The sequence below is a fragment of the Citrifermentans bremense genome (genome assembly GCF_014218275.1).
In the GTDB taxonomy this organism is placed as follows: Bacteria; Desulfobacterota; Desulfuromonadia; order Geobacterales; family Geobacteraceae; genus Geomonas; species Geomonas pelophila.
The window spans coordinates 4,435,020-4,458,493 of the sequence record NZ_AP023213.1 but is presented as its reverse complement, the minus strand read 5'-3'; the positions used below and the strand labels follow the sequence as shown (position 1 = coordinate 4,458,493).

Sequence of the window (23,474 nt, the reverse complement as noted above, 5' to 3'; positions counted from 1 at the left end):
ATGAAAAGAACCTTCCAACCCAGCAATACCTCCAGGAAAAGAACCCACGGTTTCTTGGTACGCATGGCCACCAAAAACGGCCGTCTCGTTATCAAGAGGAGAAGGGCTAAAGGGCGCAAGCGTCTTTCCGTAAGCATCGCAACCAAGTAGTTTTCCTGTTTGACCAGCTCCAATTTTCCCAAGGCCGAACGCCTCTTGAGGCGTCCCGAGTTCCTGCAGTTCAACGAAGGCGCAACGAAGCTGCACACGCAGCATTTCCTTGTGCTGTTGAAACTGCGCGAAGGGTCGGGCACCAGGGTTGGGTTTACCGTGAGCAAGAAGGTAGGGAACGCCGTAGTCCGAAACAGTATCAAGAGAAGACTGCGGGAGTTTTACAGGCAGAACAAGTCTCTTTTCATCTCGGCCGATATCAACATCGTAGCCAAGAAAGGGGCGGACGTGCTTGACTTTCACCAGATCTCAACAGAGCTCGCAGCCGCCTTCGGGCGGCTGCGAAAAAAGTATGCTTAAGAAGATATTCATAGGCCTTGTAGTCTTCTACCAGAGGTTCATCTCTCCGCTCAAGGCCCCTTCCTGCCGTTTTTACCCTACCTGTTCGCATTACTCCTTACAAGCATTGGAAAAGTACGGTCCCGTCAAGGGGTTGTGGCTGACGGCCGCTCGCATACTGAGGTGCCACCCGTTCCATCCAGGCGGGTACGATCCGGTTAAATAGTCTCTTCAGGAGAATTTCATGGAAAAACGTCTCATCATAGCGGTAGTGCTCTCCATTGGGGTCCTCTACGCTTACTCTTTCATCTTCCCGACGCCCAAGCCCGTACCGGTCCCCGGGGCCAAGCAGGCCGCCATGACTTCCGCCTCGGCGCCTGCGCCCACCGCAGTAGCGGCACCGACCGCAGGCACAGCGCCCGTATCCGTGCCGGCACCCCAGGCAGGTCAGGCCGCAGCCGTTGCCAAGGACGTCACCGTAGATACCGATCTTTACACCGCTGTCTTCTCCACGCAGGGTGGCGGCCTGAAGAAGTTCGTCCTCAAGAAGTACAAGGAGACCGCAGGGCCCCAGGGGAAGGATGTCGTGCTGGTCAACGAGACCGCCCCCAACCGCTATGCTCTTCTCAGCGACTCCAGGGAATTCGGCATCTCCCCCAACGCCCTTTACACTGCAAGCACCGGTGAACTGAAGGTCACCGACGGCGGCAAGGGGACGCTTGAGTTCGCCACCAGCTCGCCCCAGGGGATCACCTTCCGCAAGGTCTACACCTTCTCCGGCGATGCTTACCGCATCGGTCTTACCGAGGAAGTGCACAACGCAGGCAATGTGGCTTTGACCGGAGCGATGCACCTGCTACAGACTTCTCGTGTAGTAGATGCGAAGAAAGAGGGGCGGTACGAAGTTCATGCCCCGTCTACTCTGATCGAAGGGAAGGTCAAAGTAGACAAACTTGACGACGTGCAGAAAAACCCGGTTCAGTACAGCAAGGACGTCGCCTGGTCCGCTTTTGCCGACAAGTACTTCATGGATGGGATCATTGCCGAGAAGGGGAGCATAAGCCAGGTCCGCATCTCTCGCCCGACCAATGACGCCCTTCAGCGCGACGTCGTTTCCCCCACTGTCAGCGTGGCTCCCGGGCAAAGCTCTGCAGTAAACTACGCCATCTACTACGGTCCGAAGGATCTGGACATCCTGAAGGTACAGGGGAACCGTCTCGAAGAGGTCATCGATTACGGCTGGTTCGGACCGATTGCGAAGCCGCTGATTCATTCGTTGAAGTTCCTCTACAAGTACACCGGCAACTACGGTATCGCTATCATCATCATCACCTTCATACTGAAGCTGGTCTTTTTCCCGCTCACCCACAAGAGCTACAAGTCCATGAAGGACATGCAGAAGCTGCAGCCCAAGATGACCGAGCTGAAGGAGAAGTACAAGAACGACCGCGACGCCATGAACCGCGCCGTGATGGAACTGTACAAGACCCACAAGGTCAACCCGCTCGGCGGCTGCCTGCCGATGCTGGTGCAAATTCCGGTTTTCTTCGGGCTCTATCGCGCGCTGATGTATTCCATCGAACTGCGCCACGCTCCGTTCTACCTCTGGATCACGGATCTTTCCGCCAAGGACCCGTACTACGTGACCCCGATCATCATGGGTGCCACCATGTTCATCCAGCAGAAGATGACTCCGACCAACATGGATCCGGTCCAGGCGAAGATGATGCTCATGCTCCCGATCGTCTTCACTTTCATGTTCCTGAACTTCCCGTCCGGCCTCGTTATCTACTGGCTGGTGAACAACGTGCTGACCATCGCGCAGCAGATGTATATCAACAAAGCCGTAGCAGACTAACCGGCAGCAGGTACAGCAAATGTATGTCCGCGACACAATCGCAGCAATCAGCACTCCGGTAGGGGAAGGTGGCATAGGGATCGTCAGGATCAGCGGCCCCGCATCCCTCCAGATCGCTCGAAGCATCTTCAATCCTAAATCGAACGGTGGCCTAAAAAGCCACCGTTTTTCTTATGGCGAAGTGGTGCAGCCAGAAACCGGCGACCTCGTGGACGAGGCCATGGCTGTCTACATGAAGAGCCCGAACTCATACACCCGCGAGGATGTGGTCGAGATACAGTGCCATGGCGGCACCCTGGTGGTCTCCCGTATCCTGTCGCTGGTCATTTCCCAAGGCGCGCGGCCGGCACACCCAGGCGAGTTCACCAAGCGCGCCTTCCTCAACGGGCGTATCGACCTGGTGCAGGCAGAAGCCGTCATGGACGTCATCTCCAGCCGCACCGACGCCTCTTTGGCCCTGGCCCAGCACCAGCGCGAAGGACTCTTGTCACGGCGCATATCGACTGTGAAAGAGGGAATCGTCTATGCTCTGGCTTACGTCGAGGCACTGATTGATTTCCCCGAGGACGACGTGAATGTAGCGGTAGAGACCGACGTTCTGGGTAAAGTGTCTCCCGCGCTTTCCGAACTGGACGCACTGATAGCAGGGTTTGACGAGGGAAGGGTGCTCCGCGACGGGGTATCCGTGGTTATCGCCGGGAAGCCCAACGTCGGAAAGTCGAGTCTGCTCAACACTCTCCTGAAGGAGAAGCGCGCCATAGTCACTTCAGTTCCCGGCACCACCAGGGATCTGATCGAGGAGGTCGTCAACATCAACGGCCTCCCGGTAAAGCTACTGGACACTGCCGGGATCCGCGAGTCGGAAGACCAGGTAGAGCAGGAAGGCGTGCGGCTTTCGCTAGACCGCATTCCCAAAGCCGACCTGGTGCTCTTCGTCATCGATGGATCTTCCTCTTTTGGAGAGGATGACGCCGTCATACTGCAGGCTATCGGATCGAAGAGCTGCATCATGGTGCGCAACAAGTCCGACTTACCGCTGGCTGTGGAACTTCCTGCTGAATGCACCGCTCCTGCGGTTGCTATCTCCACCCTTACCGGGGAGGGCGTTCCTCAACTGCGAGATGCCATCACCAACGCTTTCATGCATGGGCACGCCATAGACGGCCGCGAGTTCGTCGCACTCTCCAAGGCGCGGCATCGCGATGCATTGTTAAAGGCGAGGGAGTCGCTGCAATCTTTCGTAGAGAATTTGGAGGCAGGGGTGAATATGGAGTTGCTCCCTGTGGATCTGCGAGATGCACTGGACGCGGTAGGGGAGGTTACCGGAGAGACCACTGTGGATGACGTGCTGGACCGGATCTTCTCCAGCTTCTGTATAGGCAAGTAGTTTTGTATATTGTATAACATCCCGGTTTGGCTCATGATTCCTCTGTTGTTTCACGTGAAACATGGCTGCAAACGGCTTGTTCTTGTTATAACTTCCGGACGGACCGACAACTTGGGCTACGTAGTCTGAAGATGCGCTGGTTGGTTCTCCAGGTTTGATGTTCCACGTGGAACACTCCGGTTTTAACCCCTCTGTGACCTCAGTGTCCTCTGCGGTAAATAAGTCTCAGGTATCAATGGAGTAAGGTTTGATAGTTTACGATAAGACATATGACGTAATTGTGGTCGGTGCCGGTCATGCCGGGTGTGAGGCTGCTCTCGCCGCCGCCCGCATGGGACGTCCCACCCTTATGCTCACCATCAACCTGGACGCCATCGCGCTCATGTCCTGCAACCCTGCCATCGGCGGTTTGGCGAAGGGACACCTGGTCAAGGAGATTGACGCGCTTGGCGGGGAGATGGGGCGGAACATCGATGCAACAGGAATCCAGTTCCGCGTGCTCAACACCAAAAAGGGCCCGGCGGTGCGCGCCTCCCGCGCGCAGGCAGACAAGCAGTTGTACCGCCTGCGCATGAAGCACGTCATGGAGCAGCAGGATAACCTGGATCTGAAGCAGGTCGAGGTTACCAATCTGTACCTGGAAGAAGGATCCGTTGCAGGGGTGGATACTAAGGGCGGTGTGAGGTTTCTGGGCAAGACTGTCGTCCTCACTACCGGCACTTTCATGCGCGGCCTTATCCATATCGGCCTTGTCAATTACCCCGGCGGCAGGGCAGGGGACCTTCCCTCCATCGGCCTCTCGGACGGACTCAAGGACGTGGGCTTCGAGGTGGGGAGGCTGAAGACCGGCACTCCCGCCCGCTTGGACGGCAGGACCATCGACTTCGACAGACTTGAGGCTCAGCACGGTGACGAGAACCCGATCCCGTTCTCCTTCTCGACAGAACGGATCGAACAGCCGCAGGTTCCCTGCCACGTTGCCTACACCAATCCCAAATCCCACGACATCATCCGCTCTGGGCTGGATCGCTCACCGTTGTACGCCGGTATCATCGAGGGGATAGGCCCGAGGTACTGCCCTTCCATTGAGGACAAGGTGGTCCGCTTCCCGGAGAAGGACCGGCACCAGACCTTCATCGAGCCGGAAGGGCGCGAGACTGTCGAGGTGTACCCCAGCGGCATGTCCACCTCCCTTCCCATCGACATCCAGTGGGCCTTTTACCGCAGCATCGAGGGGCTGGAGCGGGTGGAGATCATGCGCCCGGCCTATGCTATTGAGTACGACTACGTCAACCCGATCCAGCTGCACGCCTCGCTGGAGACGAAGCTGGTCCGCAACCTGTACAATGCCGGGCAGATCAACGGCACCTCTGGGTACGAGGAAGCGGCTGCACAGGGATTGATGGCCGGAATCAACGCGGCGCTCAGGGTGCAGGGGAGGGAACCGTTGGTTCTGGGGAGGAGCGAAGCCTACATAGGCGTCATGATCGACGACCTGGTGACGCTCGGCACAAAGGAGCCGTACCGCATGTTCACTTCCCGCGCCGAATACCGCCTGCTACTGCGCGAGGACAACGCGGACCTCAGGCTGCGGGAGAAGGGGCACGAAATCGGGCTTGTTCCGGAAAGCCTGTACCAATCCTTCCTGGCCAAGAAGGAGTTGATCGACTTCGAACTGGAACGGCTTTCCAGGGAAAGGTTGACCCCGTCGGCGGCAGGCGAGGAGCTTTTGCAGGAATGGGATCTGGTCGGTATCCAGAACGCGATCAGCTACGAGCAGCTGCTGCGTCGCCCTGACTTCACCTGCTGCGACCTTTCCCGGATTTACCCGGAGATCATGGAGCTGCCGGAAACGGTGCGCGAACAGCTGGAGATCCAGATCAAGTACAAGGGATACATCGAGCGTCAGTTGGAGCAGGTCGCGCGCGCTGCAAAACTGGAGAGCACCACGATCCCTCCGGACATGGACTACAGCACCGTTCCCAGCCTCTCCGCCGAGGTGCGCGAGAAGCTGGTCCGCTTCCGGCCGGACACGCTGGGACAGGCATCCCGCATCCCGGGTGTGACGCCGGCCGGTATAACGATCCTCTCCATCGCGCTGAAAGCGAGGTATGGCAGATGATACAGAGTGCGAAAGACCTCCTGAAAAAGGGTGCGGCTGAGCTTGGGGTGAAGCTCGACGCGGCGCAGTTGGAGAGCCTGAACCTCTTCGCCGAGGAGCTGAAAAAGTGGAATCGGAAGATCAACCTGACGGCTATTACAGGGGACGAGGACATCGCGCTCAAGCACCTGGTTGATTCCCTGAGCCTCCTGAAGGCGGTGCGCGGCTCCGGGCGTCTGCTGGACATCGGTTCGGGCGGCGGCTTTCCCTGTATCCCGGTGAAGATCGTGCAGCCGGATCTGGATATGGTTTCTGTGGATGCAGTGGTCAAGAAGATCAGTTTTCAAAAGCAGGCGGTGCGGCTTCTGAACCTCACAGGCTTCAACGCGCTGCATGTACGTGCGGAGACGCTGGCGCAGGAGTATGCCGCCAGCTTCGACTGGGTCGTCTCCAGGGCGTTCTCCGACATTCCTTCCTTCGTCGCCATGGCACTGCTGGTTCTTAAACCGGAGGGACGGATCGTGGCCATGAAGGGTCGCAACGCCACCGAAGAGGTGGAAGCAGCCTCGGCGAAACTCGACGCTCTCGGCGCCCGCGTGCTCGAAGTCATCGATTTTACCCTTCCCGGTACCGGCGACGCCAGATCGCTGGTTGTAATTGGTAAAAAATGAATTAGTATTTGCCAATGTTTTATTTAATGAGCAAAAAAGGGCCGTAAGAGGGCGAAAAGATAAAAGCCAGGGCGACGGTTGCGCTCGTTTGTGTTCGGCGATTTTTGACCCCTTTTTTAAAGCCTAATTTTTGTGCAATTTGCCTCGGTGAGGCGATCGGAAGACTTTCCTGCTCTTTTGACTCGACCTGTCGTCGAGCAAGGTCGGTATCATCTGGCAGGTGAGTCTGAGCGGCAGTGAGTGACGTGTTTGGATCACCTTCGGAGCGAATGGTCCGAGTGAACTGTGGCTTAGTCTGTTTTAATTTTTAACCGGGAGAAGTCGCTCCTGTACGAGTAGTGATTTGTATTAGAGTTATTGCACAAATCACAGATGTTATTTCGGCATAGTAAAAAGGTGTTTCCTTAGTATTCTTATTCCCTCGCCTAACGGAAAGCTCTGCGTGAACCCCGGAATCCTTCAACCCTTCCGGGAGCAATAATTTTGACAACTGCATCTTTTGTATGTTAGAAATAAAAACTTTTTTTGTTTACGCCGTAGATTTTGAAAAGGATCTAAGGGGGACAGAACATGCATCATTTCCAATACAAAGGTGAAGAGCTGTTCGCAGAAGACGTCGCGATAAAGGATATCGTCGCCGCCGTCGGCAGTCCCGTCTATATCTACTCGAAGGCGACGCTGGAAAGACACTACAGGGCCATGGACGATGCCTTCGCCCAGGCCCCGCACACCATCTGCTACTCTGTAAAGGCCAATTCCAACCTCGCGGTGCTGAAGACCTTCATCAAACTTGGTGGCGGGGTCGACATCGTCTCGGGAGGGGAACTGTACCGCGCTCTCGCCGCGGGGGTGGATCCGAAGAAGGTGGTTTACTCGGGCGTCGGCAAAAGAGACGACGAGATCGCCTACGCCCTTGAGAACGGGATCCTGATGTTCAACATCGAGTCCGAGCAGGAACTGGACCGCATCAGCGAAGTCGCGGGACGTATCGGCCGTAAAGCGGGCATCGCCATCCGCGTCAACCCTGACGTCGATCCGCAAACCCATCCCTACATCACCACGGGCCTCAAAAAAGCAAAGTTCGGCATTAACATCGAGCGTGCCCTGGAGCAGTACCAGCGCGCCAAGGGGCTCGCCAACATAGAGATTCTGGGCATCGACTGCCATATCGGCAGCCAGCTCACCAAGGTCTCTCCCTTCGTCGACGCCATCAAGAAGCTGAAGCGGCTCCTGGACGGCGTGAGGGGGATGGGGATCGACATCAAGTATCTCGACCTGGGTGGCGGTCTTGGCATCCAGTATGACGACGAAGCACCACCGCTGCCTGCGGATTACGGCTCATCCATCCAGGAAGAGACCAAGGATCTCGGGCTGCACCTAATTTTCGAGCCAGGGAGGAACCTAGTAGGCAATGCCGGCATTTTGGTCGGCAAATGCCTCTACACTAAAAAAGGCGAGGAAAAAAACTTCGTCATCGTGGATGCAGGGATGAACGACCTGGCCCGTCCGGCTCTCTACGGTTCCTTCCACGGCGTCAGGCCGGTCTTCCGTAACCAGGACGGCATGATCGAAGGCGATATCGTCGGTCCCATCTGCGAATCTGGCGATTTCCTGGTGAAAGAGCGCGAATTCCCGAACTTCCGCCAGGGCGACCTGATTGCGTTCATGTCCGCCGGAGCCTACGGCTTCACCATGAGCAGCAACTACAACAGCCGCCCCCGCGCCGCCGAAGTGATGGTCGACGGGGATAAGTTCGAAGTGGTGCGCGACCGGGAGAAGCTGGAGGACCTGGTCCGGGGCGAGCGTGTACCGTCCTTTCTTTGAGGCTCAGGGCCGCACGGCGCTCCAAGCGGCTGGTGCTGCCGTGGCAAAAGAGCAGTAGCGCCGGGGACTTTTTACAATTTTCGATAACCATTAGCAGTCATACAAGGAGGTAGCACATGTTCCAAGGAAGCATCGTAGCCATCGTCACCCCATTCATAAACGGAGCGGTGGACGAAGAGAAACTGCGCGAGCTTGTGGAATTCCAGATAGAGAACGGTACCGACGCGATCGTTCCCTGCGGCACGACCGGCGAGTCTTCCACCCTGAGCTATGTCGAGCACGACCGCGTCATCCAGGTCGTGGTCGAGCAGGTAAACAAGAGGGTTCCGGTCATCGCCGGCACCGGCTCCAACTCGACCCACGAGGCGATCGAGATCACCCAGCACGCCAAGGAGCTCGGCGCGGACGGCGCGCTCCTGGTGACCCCTTACTACAACAAGCCTTCCCAGGAAGGGCTGTTCCGGCACTACAAGGCGGTTGCCGACGCCGTGGCGCTCCCCCAGATCCTTTACAACGTACCGGGCCGCACCGGTGTGAACCTCTTGCCGGAAACGGTGGCGAGGCTCTCAGTGCACCCGAATATCGTCGCCATCAAGGAGGCAACCGGTTCGCTACAGCAGGCTTCCGAGGTGCTGGCGCTTTGCGGGGACAAGCTGGACGTCCTTTCCGGCGACGACTTCATCACCCTCCCGATCATGGCCGCGGGTGGCAAAGGTGTCATTTCCGTTACCGCCAACATCATGCCGAAGGAAGTCTCCTCCCTGGTCGACGCGTTCAACGCCGGCAACATGGAAGAGGCGCGCAGGCTGCACCTTTACCTGCTGAAGATCTCCAACGCGATGTTCATCGAGAGTAACCCCGTGCCGGTCAAGGCCGCGGTTTCCCTCATGGGCAAATGCAGCTCCGAAGTCCGCCTGCCGCTGGCCCCGCTGATGGAGGCGAACCTGGCCAAGCTGACCGCCATCATGAAGGAATACAAGCTCATCTAGTCATCTTCCCTTTCCCTCACCCCTGCCCCCCTCCCGTTAGGCGAGGGGGGTAGAGCTGGGACATTAATCAGGAATTCTCAAAAACGGAGATGAACCTAATGGTAAAAATAGCTGTTTGCGGGGCTGCCGGACGGATGGGCGGGCGCATCATCGCCGCCATCAAGGAAGCAGAAGGGGTCGAGGTCTGCGGCGCTTTGGAGCGTCCGGGGCACCCGATGGTGGGGCAGGATGCGGGCTACAACGCCGGTCTGGGCGCCATCGGAGTCACCATCAGCGACGACTTGAACGCAGTGGTGCAGGCGTGCGACGTCCTGATCGACTTCACCGCCCCGAAGGTCTCCCTGAAAAACCTCGAAGTCTGCGCGCTCTACGGCAAATCCATCGTCATCGGCTCCACCGGGTTCACCTCCGAGGAGCGGGCCCTGGCAGCGGAACTTGCACGCGATATCCCGGTGATCATCGCGCCCAACATGTCGGTGGGCGTCAACGTCTGCTTCAAGGTGCTGGCCGACGTCGCCAAGATCCTGGGCGAAGACTTCGACGTCGAAATCGTCGAGTCGCACCACCGCCTGAAGAAGGACTCCCCCTCCGGTACCGCGGTGAGGATGGGAGAGGTGGTAGCCAACGCGCTCGGGCGCGACTACAACAAGGTCGCCAACTACCATCGCGAAGGGATCTGCGGCGAGCGCACCCACGACGAGATCGGGATGCAGACCGTGCGCGGCGGCGACATCGTCGGCGAGCACACCGTCTACTTCATCGGCATGGGCGAGCGCATCGAGATCACCCACCGCGCCCACACCCGGGACATGTTCTCCAGGGGTTCGGTGCGCGCCGCCAAATGGGTGGTAACGGCAAAGCCGGGCGTCTACGACATGCAGGACGTGCTGGGACTGAGATAGATAAGAAAACTTTCTGGAGGAAGATGTGGCAAAAATTAACGACAACTACCTGAAACTTAAAGCAGGATACCTTTTCCCCGAGATCGGGCGCCGCGTGCGCGCCTTCGCCGCCGCAAATCCGGAAGCGAAGGTGATCCGCTTGGGGATCGGCGACGTGACCCAGCCGCTTACCCCGACCATCCTCAAAGCGTTCCACGACGCGGTGGACAACCTCGCCAGCGAGAACTCCTTCATGGGTTACGGCCCGGAGCAGGGGTACGACTTCCTGATCGACGCCATCATCGAGAAATCCTACAAGCCTTTGGGCGTAGACCTGAAGACCACCGAGATGTTCATCTCCGACGGCTCCAAGTGCGACTGCGCCAACATCCTCGACATCTTCGCCCTCGACAACACCGTTGCCATCGGCGACCCTGTCTACCCGGTCTATAACGACACCAACGTCATGATCGGCCGCACCGGCGACGCCGACGACAAGGGTTACTACAAGGGGCTGGTCTACATGCCCTGCACCGAGGAAAACGGCTTCTTCCCGGCATATCCGAAGGAGAAGGTGGACATGATCTACCTCTGCTTCCCGAACAATCCGACCGGCGCCGTGGCGACCAAGGAGCAGCTGAAGGGGTGGGTCGATTACGCTCTGGCCAACGACTCCATCATCCTCTTCGACGCGGCCTACGAGGCGTTCATCACCGATCCCTCCATCCCGCACTCCATCTACGAGGTGGAAGGGGCGAAGAGGTGCGCCATCGAGTTCCGTTCCTTCTCCAAGACCGCCGGCTTCACCGGCGTGCGCTGCGGCCTGGTGGTCGTTCCCGAGGAGCTTGAAGGGACGACTTCCACCGGCGAGAAGTACAGCTTCAACAAGCTCTGGCTGCGCCGTCAGACCACCAAGTTCAACGGTGCTTCCTACCCGGTGCAGAAGGCGGCTGCTGCGGTCTACACCGAGCAGGGGTGGAAAGAGACCCAGGCCAACATCGACTACTACATGGAGAACGCGCGCATCATCCGCGAAGGGCTCACCGCGGCAGGCCTCACCGTGTACGGTGGCGTCAACGCCCCTTACATCTGGCTCAAGACCCCGGCCGGGCTCACCTCCTGGGACTTCTTCGACAAGCTTCTGAACGACTGCCATGTCGTCGGCACCCCCGGCAGCGGCTTCGGCCCGAGCGGCGAAGGGTATTTCCGCCTTTCGGCCTTCGGTAACCGCGACAACGTCGTCGAGGCCGTGGAGAGGATCAAGAAGAACTTCAAGAAGTAGAAAGGTAACGAGATAGAAAACCAAAAAGGGCGGCCCCGCAGGATGGGGTCGCCCTTTTTACGTCATAGCATTAAGTCAAAGTCGAAAACACTCACCACAGAGGATCACAGAGGAAAAGCTAAAAACTTTTACAGTTTAAACCTTTTTGATTTTTCCTTGCTTCTGGTTTTCCTCTGTGGACCTCCGTGTCCTCTGTGGTCAGTGCCTTGTTTTGCCTTTATGCAGCCGCCTTGATCATCCGCACCAGCTCCCGACAGAAAGCGGGGAGGTCGTCGGGTTTCCTCGAGGTGACCAGGTTGCCGTCAACTATCACCTCGACATCCTGGTACTGCGCCTGCGCGTCGCGCATCTCCGGGGCCACCGTCTCGTAACAGGTCGCCTTGCGTCCCTTGAGCAGCCCGGCTGAAATAAGGATCTGCGGGCCGTGGCAGATCGCGGCCACCGGTTTCGACGCCGACATGAAAGCGCGGGCGATCTCTTGGACGGCGGGGCTGTTGCGGATCGCTGCAGGCGCCTTGCCGCCAGGCAGGACCAGGACCGCGTAATCGGCTGGCGTCACCTCGCTGAAAAGCTTGTTCACCGGCACTTGGTAGCCGTGCTTGCCGTGTATGGAACCGGCTTTTTCCGATGCCACGTCGACCGTATAGCCGGCCTCGCGCAACCTGTAAAGAGGAACAAGCAGTTCGGTATCTTCGAAGTTGTCGGCGCTTAAGATCAGGGCTTTCATGACTCCTCCTCTACTCCGTGTTAGTTAAGCTACCGCTAGTATCTGCGGTTAGCGATTGAGCGACGGAGATCAAGTTTACCAGCACTTTTATTAAATAAAATAAAGATGGTGAAGTAGAGCGGAGAGTACCCGGTGGGGGAGTGAAATTGTGGCGGTGTTATTTCAGGACGGTGTAACCGTTCTTGGGATCCCAGCGGTACCCCTTGCCGCTCCAGATCGCCTCGATGGTCTTCCAGTCCAGTCCCAGCCCCTTCATCTCATCGCAGATGTAGTAGGCCGGCATGATCTCGTCGTCGTCGATCCGCCCGTCGCCGTTGGCGTCGGCCCAGTGGTAGGGGCCGATGCGGACATCGCTTCCGCCCCCCACCTCCTCGGTACGGTTCGCGTCCTCCCCGTGCAGCACGATCTCTCCCTTTACCTTGACTTCCTTGCCTTGCGCGAAGGGGGCGGGGGTGCGCACCGAGTACGAGATGACCACGGGATTCCCCCCGCTGGGAACGAGCCACTTGAGGCTGGACCGGGCCGGTTCGGCGGCTGAACTTGGGGGAACGGAGCTTACGAGCCGCATCCCGTCGGGGAGCTTCTCCTTGAGGATGAATCCGAAGGGCTTGCTGGGGAGCCGGGTAACCTTGATCTGCACCGGGATGATCTCGCCTGGCGCTGCATAGCGCGGCAGCCAGCGGACGGCAATGGGGGCGGAAGAGGGGGGGCGGCTGAGGATTACCACCGCCAGAAGGAGCAGAAGCGTGAAAAGACCGAAGAGGACAAGGAGCTTCTTTCGGCGCGGGGAAGGCGGAGTCAAATCGGCGTCAGCCTCACCCTCAGGGGCTGGCGGTTCCTGGCGCAGGATATCGTCGAGCGGGACCTCGAGGGCGTCGGCGAGCTTTTGGGCGTTCTCCCGCTTGATCGAGGGATAGCGGTTGTTTTCCCAGCGCGAGATGGTGTCGGTGGTGACTCCGACCACGCTGGCGACGTAGAGCTGGGTCAGCCTTTTCGCCTCGCGGACCGTCCGTATCCGCGTACCGTCTATGGCAACGCTCGCAGCGGACAACTTGTCGGATCTGTCGTTTGCTTCCATCATGCTGCCGGCTCCCTCGGCGTCTTTTCAGCACCGCTTCCACCCCGATGAGGGGTGTCCGGAACCCGACATCGGGTCATATTGCTATAGATGTCGGTACCCGTGGCGCGCGCCCGATGCTATTTTTACCACAGTTCGGCAGCAAATAACTCAAAAAGAAAAGGGGCACCAAAATGAAAAAAACAATCGCCGCAGTAGCTATGGTCATCTTCAGTGCAGGGGCAGTTCTGGCAGCGGACGTGATCACCCTCCCCGCCAAGAACGGGGACATCACCTTCAATCACAAGAAACACCAGGACACCCTTAAAGACTGCAAGGCCTGCCACGAAAAAGGACCGGGCAAGATAGAGGGTTTCGGAAAGGATTTCGCCCACAAGACCTGTAAGGGGTGCCACGCGGACAAGGGTGCAGGCCCGACCAAGTGCGCCGAGTGCCACAAGAAGTAGTGGCGCCTCGCTGAAAGCAGAAAAAATGCCCCTCTCCAACCGGCGAGGGGCATTTTTTTTTGGGGTTTCTATAGGGCCGGCAAAATAGTTGCCATGCCTGTACCTGGGGGGCTCCTTGCACGCGATCAGATCTGCGGCGGCGTGGCGAAGATTTCGTCTATGGCGTCGAAATCGAGCCGTTCCTCGGCCAGGGACCTGATCAAGCGCAGCTTTTCCGTATCCCTTGCAGTGATCTTGGAGACGTCGTCGGTGATGATGCGGTAAAGATCGGCCGTGCTCAGCTTGTCGGTGCGGAAATACGGGATGTTGCTGCGGTCGATGATGCGCTGGGTGATGACGCTGACGTCGGTGAGCCCCGGGATGACCAGGCCCACGATGCGGGAACGGTATTCAGGCATCTGGTAAAGGTTGGCGAGGGTGACCAGGAGCTCGTCGCGGCTGCTGGTGACAAGCAAGAGCGACGAGTCGCGCAGCATCTCGGTGACGCGCTGGGTGGAGGCTGCGCCGATCTGCACGTGGTGGATGATGCGACGCACCTCGCGGCGGTTGCCGTGCAGTGGCAGATCCAGAAGGCGCGCCACCCGGCTCAGCGTCGGGTTGGCGAGCACGGGCTTGTAGTCGAAGCCGCCTAGGACCGAGAAGGGCTTCCCGGCGAAGGCGCGGGAAAGGTAATCCAGCGTCTGCGCCCGCTTTTCGGTAAAGAGCTTGTTCACCAGTACCCCGCGCACCTCGGCTCCCTCCAGCTTGAAGAGAGCTGTGTTCATGGCCAGAGTGTCGATGACGTTGCCGACCCCGCCGCCGCTCACCATCAGGACCGGCGCGTTCAGCATCTTCGCGATGCGGGCGTTGGAGAGGTTCAGCACGGAACCGACCCCAGGGTGGCCGGACCCCTCTATGACGATGAAGTCGCAGTGCTTCTCCAGCTCGGCGTAGCTGGAGAGGATACGGTCGGGGAGCTCGTCCAGGGGGATCTTGCCGTCGATGGCCTGGCGCGAGGTTTCGGGGTGGACCACTACCGGAGACATGTAGCGGAGGTCCTTTTCGAGCCCGAACACCTGTGCGATCAGGGCTGCGTCCTTGTCGACCGACACACCGCGCAAGAGCGCAGGCTTTGGCCCCAAAGGCTTCATGAACCCGACCCTTCCGTACTTCTTCTGGGCCAGGTGCAAAAGCGAGACGCTGATGGTGGTTTTTCCTATGTTCTGCCCCGACGCCGCGATGAAGATCTTCCTGGCCACGATGCCCTCCGCAAAGGCTCATTAACGGCTGAGCCGTATCAATCATCTTACCGATGCGGTCTGCTGTCAAGACGGAAAAACTCATGAAGGAGGCGTGGGAGCAGCGGGGGCTAGGGGGGAGCGGAGTTGGAGGAGCGTAGCAGGTGCCACGGGCACCTGTTCAGCATCTGGGTCAGCGCGTAGAAGTAAACCTCGGCCCGCCCCTTCATGCTCTCGCAGTAATGCGGGTGCGGATGCCGGGGATTTCCCGTCATGTCGTAGTGGGTGGCGTAGCAGCCGCCGGCGCAATCGTAGCGCAGCCAGCAGTAATGGCAGGGGAGTTGGCCGTCGACCTCGAAGCCGGAAAGGGTGTCGTGCAGGGAGAGACCTGCGTCGGCGCCGGCTCTGCCCATGGCGAAGTCTTCGCGGTCCACGAAAGCGATGCAGGGGAAGATCTCCCCGTGGCTGTTGATGGCGAGGGTGTTGGTCCCGGCGCCGCAGGGCTTGGTGAAACGGCTTCCGCGCCTGATTCTGGTGATGTGGTCGAGTATGTTGGAGACGAAGGGTATGTCGCGGGTGTCCTGGTACCGGCTGATGTAATCGATGTAGTAGTCGATAAACTCCCTGAGCTCTAAGAGCTGCCGCTCCACCGGCACGTTAAGCTGCTCGTAGATGGGATTTTGATGGTAGCCGGGCTCGTGGCAATATTCCAGCTGGATCCGGCTCACCCCCAGCGTGGTGAGGGCGAGGAATGTCTCCAGGTAGCTGTCGGAGAAAGCGGTCAGGGTGGCGCGGATGCCCAGAAGCTTCGGGTTGGGGAAGGATTTCATGTTGTTAACGATGAGCTGCCAGGTGCTCTCGCCGTATTTTCCGGGTCTCTGCAGGTCATGGATCCTCTGGCTGCCGTCAAGGCTGACCCCGATCTGGGTGAAGTAGCGGGCAAGAAACTGCGCCACCGGGCCTTCCAGCAAAGTGCCGTTGGTGTCGAGCGTGAGGTAGAAGTTCTTGCCCAGGCGCGCCTCGTGCTGCAGCAGTTCCAGCGTGATCTTGGCCATAATGGGGAAATTGAGCAGCGGTTCGCCGCCATAGAAGTTGATGAAGATCTTGTCGGCGCTGGAGGCCTCCACCAGGTCAAGAATGAGCTTCAGGGCGCGCTGCGCCGACTTCTCCCCCATAAGGTGCCCAGGTTTGCCGAAAGTTCCGCCGCGATTCCAGCAGTAGCAGCAAGCCATGTTGCAGTTTTGGGCCAGGTAGATGGAGAAGGTCTGGAAGCAGTTTTCCCCAGCCCTAGGTTGCCGGTCTCGGGAGACTGGGAGCGGGACCTCTAGTTCCTGGTGCAGCAGGTCGCAAAGCTCGGCGTAAAGCGGCGCTTCCGCTGCGGAAAGGGGGCGCGGGGGGGGACCTGGAGCCGGCCCGGTCCGCCCCACCCCTTGCGGGGCCTGGAGCTCCGAAAACATCCGGGACGCCAGGTCGCTTAGCTGGTAGAGCCTTGCGGAGCGTGAGAAGAAGAGGAAGTTGTCGCCGCCTTGTTCGAAGCTGTGATAATCGCTCATATTGTTTCCGCCCCTGGGCTCATCACAGCGTTTCGCTGTAGAACCGTGTGGCGGCCTGGCGCGTAAAGGACCGATCCACGGCACGCAAGCGAGGTGAGAAGAGTACTCAAGGCTCCGGCTCGCGGTAGACCGCTATCCGCGAGGAGAGCCTTCGTACTGAAAATTTGCGCTCCGCGTCTTGCAGGGACCAAAGCCCTCCGGGTTGTCTGACGCTCACTCTGGCACCGTCCCCGAGGGCGTCGCCAAGCCGCTCCAGACGCTGCCTGAGCACCTCGGGGATCAGCTTTTCGTCAAGCTCTTCGGCGTGTTCCACGCCGATGGAGCAAAGCGATATTTCCAAGGGGGTGGCCGCGTTGCAGGCGGTAGCCGAGCGATAGCCGCTGTGCTGGGATTCGGTGGTGCAGGTCTGGGTGGCGTGGATGGAATCGATGCAGACCAGTTCGGCGCTGCCGGCGTGGGAACTGCCTCCTTCAGATATGAGCCTGATGTGGGAGGTTATGGTTGCTTCCTGGTGATGAAGGTCGTGGAACGGATCCCTCATGATGCCCTCTCCTAACTCCAGATTGATCATTAGAGACAGGTGGTTTCCCGCGGCGCCGCGGCGCCGCACGGCCCATCCTCTGCTTGATCTGCTGCCACGAGCAGGTTCATTATCAACAAAAATTAAAGTATGTCAATGTTAGCGTTCATTTAATTTATAGTTATTAGATTGGTCGGAAGGGGGCTGGAAGGGGTGCGGGAAACGAAAAAGGGCGAAGGCCGCGACAGCCTTCGCCCTTGGAGAAAGGGGAGGGGTTACTTCTTGTGGCACTCTGTGCACTTGGTGGGGCCTTTGCCTTTGTCGGTATGACACCCCTTGCAGGTCTTGTGAGCCCAATCCTTGCCGAGGTCGGCTATCTTACCGCCCTTGTCGGTTTCGTGGCAGTCGGTGCATTTCAGCTCCTTCATGTCCTGGTGCTTCTTGTGGGGGAAGGTGACGTTGCCGTTTTTCGCGGGAAGCACCACGTCGGCGTCGTCGGATGCGGCGGCGAATCCGGCGCAGAAAAGGGAGAGCACGACAGCTGCGAGAATTCTTTTCATTGGTGAGATCTCCTTTGGGCAAGTAATGAGAATGCACAGAGGAGAGGATACCCGGTTCCTCATGGATTGCAATCTCCGGCATTCTTAACTTGACAAGCGCAGGTCATTCATCGGAAAGTGTCGCTACTTCAAAGAAGTAGCCGGTCGGTCCTCCCGATCCTCCCGTCAAGAGTTCTCCCATGAAGCCTGCACCCACTATCATCAACATCCCGGTTGGGGATTTCGCCCTTCCCGTTCCCCGCACAGGGAGCATCGAGGCGCGTTCCGGCCACGACCGCAGCAGCGCGGAGGGGCGCGAGATCCATCTCCGGGTCCAGAAAAAACGGGCGCAGGCGGATCCCAGCTACCAGGCCGAGGTGCCGGTCAGCCGCGTCTTCGAAAGGGGAGGGTTCCAGTTCCAGGTGAACGGCCGTCTGGACGGCATCTTCCGGCGGGACCCCCCATGCATCGAGGAAATCAAGAGCTGCTTCAACCTGTGGGAGCTAAAACGCAGGCTCTCGTCTTCCGGCATGGACGAGCCGTACTCGCTGCAGCTTCTCACCTACGGCTACTTCCACTGGCTGGAGCACGGCGTGGTGCCGGGCCTCTCCTTTCATCTCGTTTCCTCCAGAAACGGCGCCTGTGAGGACCTCCCGGTGCAGCTTGATCTGGAGGCGTACCGGGTTTGGCTGGAGCTGCGCCTGGACCAGCTGGCGCTGGAAGCCGCAGAGGCGGCCAAACGCGCCCACAGGAGGAGGAAGGCGGCCAAAAACTTCCCCTTTCCCTTTGCTGCCCCCCGTCCCGGGCAGCTTGAGCTGATGGGGGAAATAGAGCGCGGCATGGTGGAGGGACGCCCCATGCTGATCCAGGCGCCGACCGGGCTCGGGAAAACCGCGGGGGTGTTGCACCCGGTGCTAAAGCAGGCGCTTGAGCGCGGTCAGACCGTTTGCTACGTGACGCCGAAAAACAGCCAGCACGAGGTGGCGGAGGACGCCATGGAGCGCTTCCGCGACGCGGGGGTGCGGCTGCGTTCGCTCACCGTGACCGCGAAGGGGAGGATCTGTTTCATGAACGAGCCGATCTGCACCCCTGAGTACTGCGAGTACGCGCGCGACTACTACGGGAAGCTGGCACGGCACGGCGTTGTGGAGCTCATGGCCAGGAAAAGGAAGCTGAAGGCGGGGACCTTCCGGGAACTGGGTGAGAAGTACCAGGTTTGCCCCTTCGAGCTGCAGATCGAGGCGGTGCCGATGGCAGATCTGGTGATCTGCGATTACAACTACGTCTTCGCCCCCAGGTCCGCGCTGGGGCGGGCCGCCTCACTTGCCGTGGAGCAGGCCGGGAAGCCGAACCTGGTGATAGACGAGGCCCATAACCTCCCATCGCGCGCCATGGATTACTACTCCCCCAGGCTCTCCAGCCAGCTTCTGGAGGGGATGCGGGGCGAGCTGGCGGAGCTTCCCAAGCCATTCCGGCGCGACGCCCTGGAGCTTTTGGAGCAGTGCCTGGCGGCGGTGGCGGCCTGCTGCGGGGGCGGCAAGGGTGGTCGCCCGGCGCGGATAGAGCCCCCTGTCGCCCCTTTCCTGGAGTTGGACGCTAGGCTGCGGGCGTTATTGTCGCGCTACCTCGAGGCGGAGGTGGAGATCCGGCAAAAGGACCCGGTGTTGAGGCTTTGCCATTACTGGGGGGAGTTTGCCGAGATCCTCGAGTTTGCAGCAGGCTCCAAGCGGCAGGAGTTTTTCACCTCCTGCGAGCCGGGTCCCGGCGGGGGGAGCGTCAAGATCACCTGCTGCGACGCCTCCGCCCTGATTTCGGACCGCTATGCGGAGTACCAGCAGGTGGTCGCTTTCTCGGCGACCCTGAAGCCGTTCGAGTACTACGCGAAGCTTTCCGGGCTCGACCCCGGGGTGGTGCGCTGCGCAGAGTTCCAGAGCCCCTTTCCCAGCTGGCTGCGCAAGCTGATGATCATCCCGCAGGTCTCGACCAGGTACTCGCAGCGCGAGCGCAATTACGACCGGATCGCGGAGGTCCTGGCCCGGGTGGTGGCGCTGAAAAGCGGCAACTACCTCGCCTTTTTCCCGAGCTTCGTCTTCCTGGAGCGGGTGGCGGAGCTCTTCCAGGCGCCGGAAGGGGTCGAGGTGCTGCTCCAGGAGAGGAAGATGAGCAGGGCGAGGGTATCCGAGATCCTGGAGCGGCTGCGCGCCGGGGACGCCCCGACACTGGTCTTCGCGGTCCAGGGGGGCTCTCTTTCCGAGGGGGTGGATTACGCGGGAGAGATGGTGATCGGAGCTTTCGTGGTCGGGCCGCCGCTGCCCAACTTCGACCTGGAGCGGGAGGAGATGAGGGGGTACTACCAGCGCAATTACGGCAACGGCTACCAGTACGCCTACACCATCCCGGCCATGGCCAAGGCGATCCAGGCGGCGGGGCGGGTGATCCGCTCGGAAACGGACCGCGGGCTCATCGTCCTTATGGACGACCGTTTCCTGCAGCAGGAGTACAGCAGCGCCATGCCGAGTGACTGGTTCGAATCGGGGGCCAACGAGCTGGTCTCCGGAGCCATACTGAGCGACATCAGGGAATTTTGGGGACAGTGATGACGAACTCGGCCCCATCGCCGCTGTTCCTGGCGCAGAGCCTGCCGTTCATGCTCTTCTCGATGATGGTCTTGCACATGAAAAGCCCGATGCCGGTCCCCTGGTCGGGCCCCTTGGTGGTGAAGTAGGGCTCGAAGATCTTCTCCTTGATCTCCTCGGGTATGCCGCCGGCGTTGTCGGCGATGCTGACCACCGTTTCCCCCCCCTCCTCGCAGAGCCTGACGGTGATGACAGGCGAAGAGGTGTGGCTGGCGATGAGCGCGTCGCGCGCGTTGATCAGGATGTTGAGCAGTACCTGGACGAACTCCCCTAGGTACCCCTTTATGGCGGGCTCGCCGATTTTTAGAACCTGGACCTCGATGCTGTGCATCCTTAAGCTCCCGTCCAGCAGGGCCAGCGCCTTCTCCAGCGGTTCGCTCACCGTGAAGACCAGCTTTTCCCTGTCCGGGCGGTAAAAATACCGGAAGTCGTCGATGGTCTGGGACATCTGCCGGATGATCTCCATGCTCCTTTTGACGTTCTCCTCTATGAAACGGTCGCTCAATCCCGTCTGCCTGTGTGTCAACTGGACGTCCTGGACCAGCAGGGCCAGCATGTTCAAGGGCTGGCGCCACTGGTGGGCGATGTTGCTCAACATCTCCCCCATCACCGCCTGCCGCCCCTGCATGATCAGCATCTTGTCCTTCTGGCGCAGCTCTCCGACCGCCTGCTTCACGCGCCGCTCGAGCGCCTCGCTCAACTGCCGGTACTTCTGCTCGCTCTCGCGCAGCGCCGCCTCGGCGATCTTGCGCTTGGTGATCTCCTCGGACATCCCCTCGTAGAAGAGCACCTTCCCTTCACTGTCCCGCACCGCACGCAGGCTCAGGGAGACCCAGATCACGCTTCTATCCTTGCGGTAGATCTGCGTCTCGAACCTCTCGGCCCTGCCGTGCGCCGCCAGCACCCTCTGCATCTCGGCGTAGGAAGACGGGTCCACGTAGACCTGGGAGCCGATGTCGGTGACCGAGGCGACCAGCTCCTCAGGCGAGGAGTATCCCATCATGTGAGCCAGGGCGGGGTTCGCGTCGAGGTATCTCCCCTCGGGGGTCCTGCGGAAGATCCCTTCCGCCGCGTTCTCGAAGAGGCTGCGGTACTTCGCCTCGGCGACCCGTTCCTGTTCGCGGGCCTCCATCATCCGTTCGAAGAAGATCTGGGTGTCCAAAAGAGAGGAGACCAGGCCGACCAGGTTCCCCATGCTCAAAAGGGCCGGTTCGCTCTCCTCCACCCGCCGGTGGAAGGTGGCGCTGGCAGCGGTGTTGCCGACCACCAGCAGGGCGTGGGGGACCTCGTCGTGTCCCAGGGGGTATACCAGGAATTCGTCCATCAAGAGGCGCCGCCGGCATCCGTTCCCGGGTTCCTTCCCGGAGGCGGCGCAGGTGACGTGTTCTCTGCCGGCAAGAAGGGGGGAGAGGCAGGGGGCCCCGAACTTCATGGTGATGGCGGCAATCTGCTCTTTTTCCTCTGGATCGTAATAACCGTCCAGAGCAAAGACGCGGTAGGTAAAGGTTTCGGCGCGGCGCAGCAGGATGGCGCGTTCGTACTCGAGCTGCTGGACCACGTACTGCACGGTCTCCCGGAACAGTGCCTCGATGTCGAAGCTCCCGCTGAGCCTCCGGCTCAGGTCGTAGAGCCCCTTGTACTCGTTCAGCTGGGCGTCCAGCACCTGCTGGTACTCGTAGAGCTTCCCCTCCGCCCGGATCAGCCTTTTTACCTGTTGGGCCAGTTCCTCGTTCTCGCGGCGCAGGACAGCCAACTGCTGCTCCAGGCCCTGGTTTTCGATGGGCGTCGCTTTTTCCATAGCAATCCTTGGCAACCTAATAGACGGCCAAAAGCACGGACGTGAAGTTGTGGATGCAGTTGTAGCCTGAGACTGGGCCGATCTCCGCGTAGGAGTAGAATCCGATCCAGGGAAGTCCCGCTCCCAGGTCATCCTGCAGGGACTTGAGCAGCTCGATCTTCTCCTGCTCGCGGTACACCACCCGCCCGCGCCCCATGCATTCGAACTGCATCACCAGCTTGGGGCGGCTCGTCCCCAGCTGCTCCCGGATATGCTCCGATATCGCCTGCAGCCCTTCCCGCATCAGCTCCTTGTCCCGTCTCATGATCCAGAGGGCGCTTCCCTGGGTCACGTCCGACTGGATGCTTACCCACCCCTCTGCGTCGTTTTTGTCCATCATGTAGCGGATGATGTACTCGCCGTACTCCTGCCGCAGGTGTTCAGGTGTCTTGAAACCGAGACAAAGGTTGAGGGTGACCCTGTTCCAGTCGCTGGCGGAGCCGTTCTCGATGTACTCCTTCAACGCCTTCAGGGCCGGGATGCCGTCGATCTCGTAGATGATGTTGCCCTGGCAGCGGGTGATGGTGCGCCGGGTCCCGACCGGGACGCAGCCGTGGTTGACCCCCCAGGCGAGCCGCGCGTTTCCGGACATGACGACGCAGCAGATCCCCTCGGAGATCACCCGGTCGTTGTGGTACTGGTAGGTTTTCCGGGTGGAAAGGTTGTTGGCGGCAAGGCCTCCGAACAGGGGGAGCTTTCTGTCGCGGCCTAGAGTCCTCTCGAAGGCGTCGCGGAAGGGATCGAAATCGAAGAGGAGGCCGTCGGCAAAAAGGAAGCAGGCGACGGTGTCTGCCTCCAGAAGGGGGCGGACCTCTTCGGCCAACTCCTCCCCCGCGCGGGCGTAGCCCGCGTCGAGCCCCTGGACGCAGGCGTTGGCGAAGCGGAGCTCGTCGGAGGCTATCGCCAGCACGCAGACCCCGAAATTGGTCTCGGCGGCGGCTCCCGCCGTGATGATCCCCTCGCCGGAGCAGCCGCTCAAGGGGGCGCCGGCGGAGGCATCCCGGATCGAGCCTATCAGAAGCTTCTGGTCGTAACCCACCGTGGCAAAGACGAAGACGAAATCGGGTTTTGCCATCCCGCCCCGTTCCATGGCCTGGAGAGCAGCTTCCTTACCTGCTTCGGCCGGGTTTTTGTGAAGGCTGAGGCCAACACCTGCAGAAGTTCCCATATCGGCGCCCCTTTCCTGGTATTCCCCGGCTGCCATGGCCGGGCCAGGAAACATTATAGCAATATGGATTCATTTTAATATGGCATGTGCTTTTTATGACCTCCTTCCCGGTGGGGTCGGAGGGGCCGGAGAAGGTGCTGACACTTGATGGCTGGCGGAAATGCTTTGTTGACGCGAAGTTGCCACAGGTGCTATAAGTGGCGCAACTTTCCCCAGACTCCCTTGTGCTGTTTCCCGCTTGGCAATAGATGTTACCTGCTGTGTCTCAGGA

General features: G+C 59.8%; 21 protein-coding genes. 13 read left to right on the top strand and 8 right to left on the bottom strand.

Annotated elements, in window-relative coordinates; genetic code table 11:
- The 11 genes from rpmH to GEOBRER4_RS19900 all read left to right on the top strand — a co-directional run bounded on the left by rpmH (nt 1) and on the right by GEOBRER4_RS19900 (nt 11,482).
- Nucleotides 1–150, top strand: coding sequence for a 50S ribosomal protein L34 (rpmH, locus tag GEOBRER4_RS19950; RefSeq protein WP_012532489.1), 150 nt, complete (start codon nt 1–3; stop codon nt 148–150).
- 9 nt (nt 151–159) lie between these two features.
- A complete protein-coding gene (gene rnpA, locus GEOBRER4_RS19945; protein WP_085814479.1) occupies nt 160–510 on the top strand; it encodes a ribonuclease P protein component in 351 nt (116 codons plus the stop codon).
- On the top strand, nt 503–715 hold the full coding sequence (yidD, locus tag GEOBRER4_RS19940) for a membrane protein insertion efficiency factor YidD (RefSeq protein ID WP_214608077.1): 213 nt from the start codon (nt 503–505) through the stop codon (nt 713–715). Before rnpA ends, yidD begins: the two co-directional genes overlap by 8 nt.
- Before the next feature lie 18 nt (nt 716–733).
- The gene (yidC, locus tag GEOBRER4_RS19935) at nt 734–2,347 is read left to right on the top strand and encodes a membrane protein insertase YidC (protein ID WP_185243698.1); all 1,614 of its coding nucleotides are present in this window, start codon (nt 734–736) and stop codon (nt 2,345–2,347) included.
- 19 nt (nt 2,348–2,366) lie between these two features.
- Nucleotides 2,367–3,734, top strand: coding sequence for a tRNA uridine-5-carboxymethylaminomethyl(34) synthesis GTPase MnmE (gene mnmE / locus GEOBRER4_RS19930; RefSeq protein ID WP_185243697.1), 1,368 nt, complete (start codon nt 2,367–2,369; stop codon nt 3,732–3,734).
- Nucleotides 3,735–3,981: 247 nt separating this feature from the next.
- Complete coding sequence (mnmG, locus tag GEOBRER4_RS19925; protein WP_318842564.1) at nt 3,982–5,856, top strand: tRNA uridine-5-carboxymethylaminomethyl(34) synthesis enzyme MnmG; 1,875 nt, start codon at nt 3,982–3,984, stop codon at nt 5,854–5,856.
- Nucleotides 5,853–6,506 carry a 16S rRNA (guanine(527)-N(7))-methyltransferase RsmG gene (gene rsmG / locus GEOBRER4_RS19920; RefSeq protein ID WP_185243696.1) on the top strand — a complete coding sequence of 218 codons (654 nt, stop codon included), beginning with the start codon at nt 5,853–5,855 and terminating at the stop codon, nt 6,504–6,506. Before mnmG ends, rsmG begins: the two co-directional genes overlap by 4 nt.
- A gap of 570 nt (nt 6,507–7,076) precedes the next feature.
- Nucleotides 7,077–8,330 (top strand): diaminopimelate decarboxylase, encoded by a 1,254-nt coding sequence (gene lysA, locus GEOBRER4_RS19915; protein ID WP_185243695.1) that lies wholly within the window; start codon nt 7,077–7,079, stop codon nt 8,328–8,330.
- 116 nt (nt 8,331–8,446) lie between these two features.
- Entirely contained in the window at nt 8,447–9,319 is an 873-nt protein-coding gene (gene dapA / locus GEOBRER4_RS19910) for a 4-hydroxy-tetrahydrodipicolinate synthase (RefSeq protein WP_185243694.1), read from the top strand.
- A gap of 98 nt (nt 9,320–9,417) precedes the next feature.
- The gene (gene dapB, locus GEOBRER4_RS19905) at nt 9,418–10,221 is read left to right on the top strand and encodes a 4-hydroxy-tetrahydrodipicolinate reductase (protein WP_185243693.1); all 804 of its coding nucleotides are present in this window, start codon (nt 9,418–9,420) and stop codon (nt 10,219–10,221) included.
- A gap of 25 nt (nt 10,222–10,246) precedes the next feature.
- The gene (locus tag GEOBRER4_RS19900; protein WP_185243692.1) at nt 10,247–11,482 is read left to right on the top strand and encodes an LL-diaminopimelate aminotransferase; all 1,236 of its coding nucleotides are present in this window, start codon (nt 10,247–10,249) and stop codon (nt 11,480–11,482) included.
- Nucleotides 11,483–11,699: 217 nt separating this feature from the next.
- On the opposite strand, the gene GEOBRER4_RS19895 is transcribed toward GEOBRER4_RS19900, so the two are convergent.
- Both GEOBRER4_RS19895 and GEOBRER4_RS19890 read right to left on the bottom strand, forming a co-directional pair.
- The gene (locus GEOBRER4_RS19895; RefSeq protein ID WP_185243691.1) at nt 11,700–12,209 is read right to left on the bottom strand and encodes a type 1 glutamine amidotransferase domain-containing protein; all 510 of its coding nucleotides are present in this window, start codon (nt 12,207–12,209) and stop codon (nt 11,700–11,702) included.
- 157 nt (nt 12,210–12,366) lie between these two features.
- Nucleotides 12,367–13,290 carry a helix-turn-helix transcriptional regulator gene (locus GEOBRER4_RS19890; protein WP_185243690.1) on the bottom strand — a complete coding sequence of 308 codons (924 nt, stop codon included), beginning with the start codon at nt 13,288–13,290 and terminating at the stop codon, nt 12,367–12,369.
- A 170-nt stretch (nt 13,291–13,460) separates the two neighbouring features.
- On the opposite strand from GEOBRER4_RS19890, the gene GEOBRER4_RS19885 reads away from it, so the two are divergent.
- Nucleotides 13,461–13,733 (top strand): cytochrome c7, encoded by a 273-nt coding sequence (locus tag GEOBRER4_RS19885; protein ID WP_185243689.1) that lies wholly within the window; start codon nt 13,461–13,463, stop codon nt 13,731–13,733.
- Between the two features lie 125 nt (nt 13,734–13,858).
- Here GEOBRER4_RS19885 and GEOBRER4_RS19880 read toward each other — a convergent pair whose 3' ends face one another.
- The 4 genes from GEOBRER4_RS19880 to GEOBRER4_RS19865 all read right to left on the bottom strand — a co-directional run bounded on the left by GEOBRER4_RS19880 (nt 13,859) and on the right by GEOBRER4_RS19865 (nt 17,583).
- Nucleotides 13,859–14,971: a phosphotransacetylase family protein gene (locus GEOBRER4_RS19880; protein WP_085814492.1), complete on the bottom strand. Its 1,113-nt coding sequence runs from the start codon at nt 14,969–14,971 to the stop codon at nt 13,859–13,861.
- A gap of 110 nt (nt 14,972–15,081) precedes the next feature.
- On the bottom strand, nt 15,082–16,503 hold the full coding sequence (locus GEOBRER4_RS19875) for a radical SAM/SPASM domain-containing protein (RefSeq protein WP_185243688.1): 1,422 nt from the start codon (nt 16,501–16,503) through the stop codon (nt 15,082–15,084).
- A 106-nt stretch (nt 16,504–16,609) separates the two neighbouring features.
- Entirely contained in the window at nt 16,610–17,044 is a 435-nt protein-coding gene (locus tag GEOBRER4_RS19870) for a hypothetical protein (protein ID WP_185243687.1), read from the bottom strand.
- A 254-nt stretch (nt 17,045–17,298) separates the two neighbouring features.
- Nucleotides 17,299–17,583, bottom strand: coding sequence for a cytochrome c7 (locus GEOBRER4_RS19865; protein ID WP_185243686.1), 285 nt, complete (start codon nt 17,581–17,583; stop codon nt 17,299–17,301).
- A gap of 179 nt (nt 17,584–17,762) precedes the next feature.
- Here GEOBRER4_RS19865 and GEOBRER4_RS19860 point away from each other — a divergent pair, with 179 nt between their 5' ends.
- Nucleotides 17,763–20,159, top strand: a complete 2,397-nt coding sequence (locus GEOBRER4_RS19860) for an ATP-dependent DNA helicase (RefSeq protein WP_185243685.1) — start codon at nt 17,763–17,765, stop codon at nt 20,157–20,159.
- Here GEOBRER4_RS19860 and GEOBRER4_RS19855 read toward each other — a convergent pair.
- Together GEOBRER4_RS19855 and GEOBRER4_RS19850 are read right to left on the bottom strand one after the other, a co-directional pair.
- Complete coding sequence (locus tag GEOBRER4_RS19855) at nt 20,137–21,996, bottom strand: PAS domain-containing sensor histidine kinase (protein ID WP_185243684.1); 1,860 nt, start codon at nt 21,994–21,996, stop codon at nt 20,137–20,139. The two genes, GEOBRER4_RS19860 and GEOBRER4_RS19855, sit on opposite strands and share 23 nt — an antisense overlap.
- 16 nt (nt 21,997–22,012) lie before the next feature.
- Nucleotides 22,013–23,203, bottom strand: coding sequence for an FIST signal transduction protein (locus GEOBRER4_RS19850; RefSeq protein ID WP_185243683.1), 1,191 nt, complete (start codon nt 23,201–23,203; stop codon nt 22,013–22,015).
- Nucleotides 23,204–23,474 lie beyond the last annotated feature (271 nt).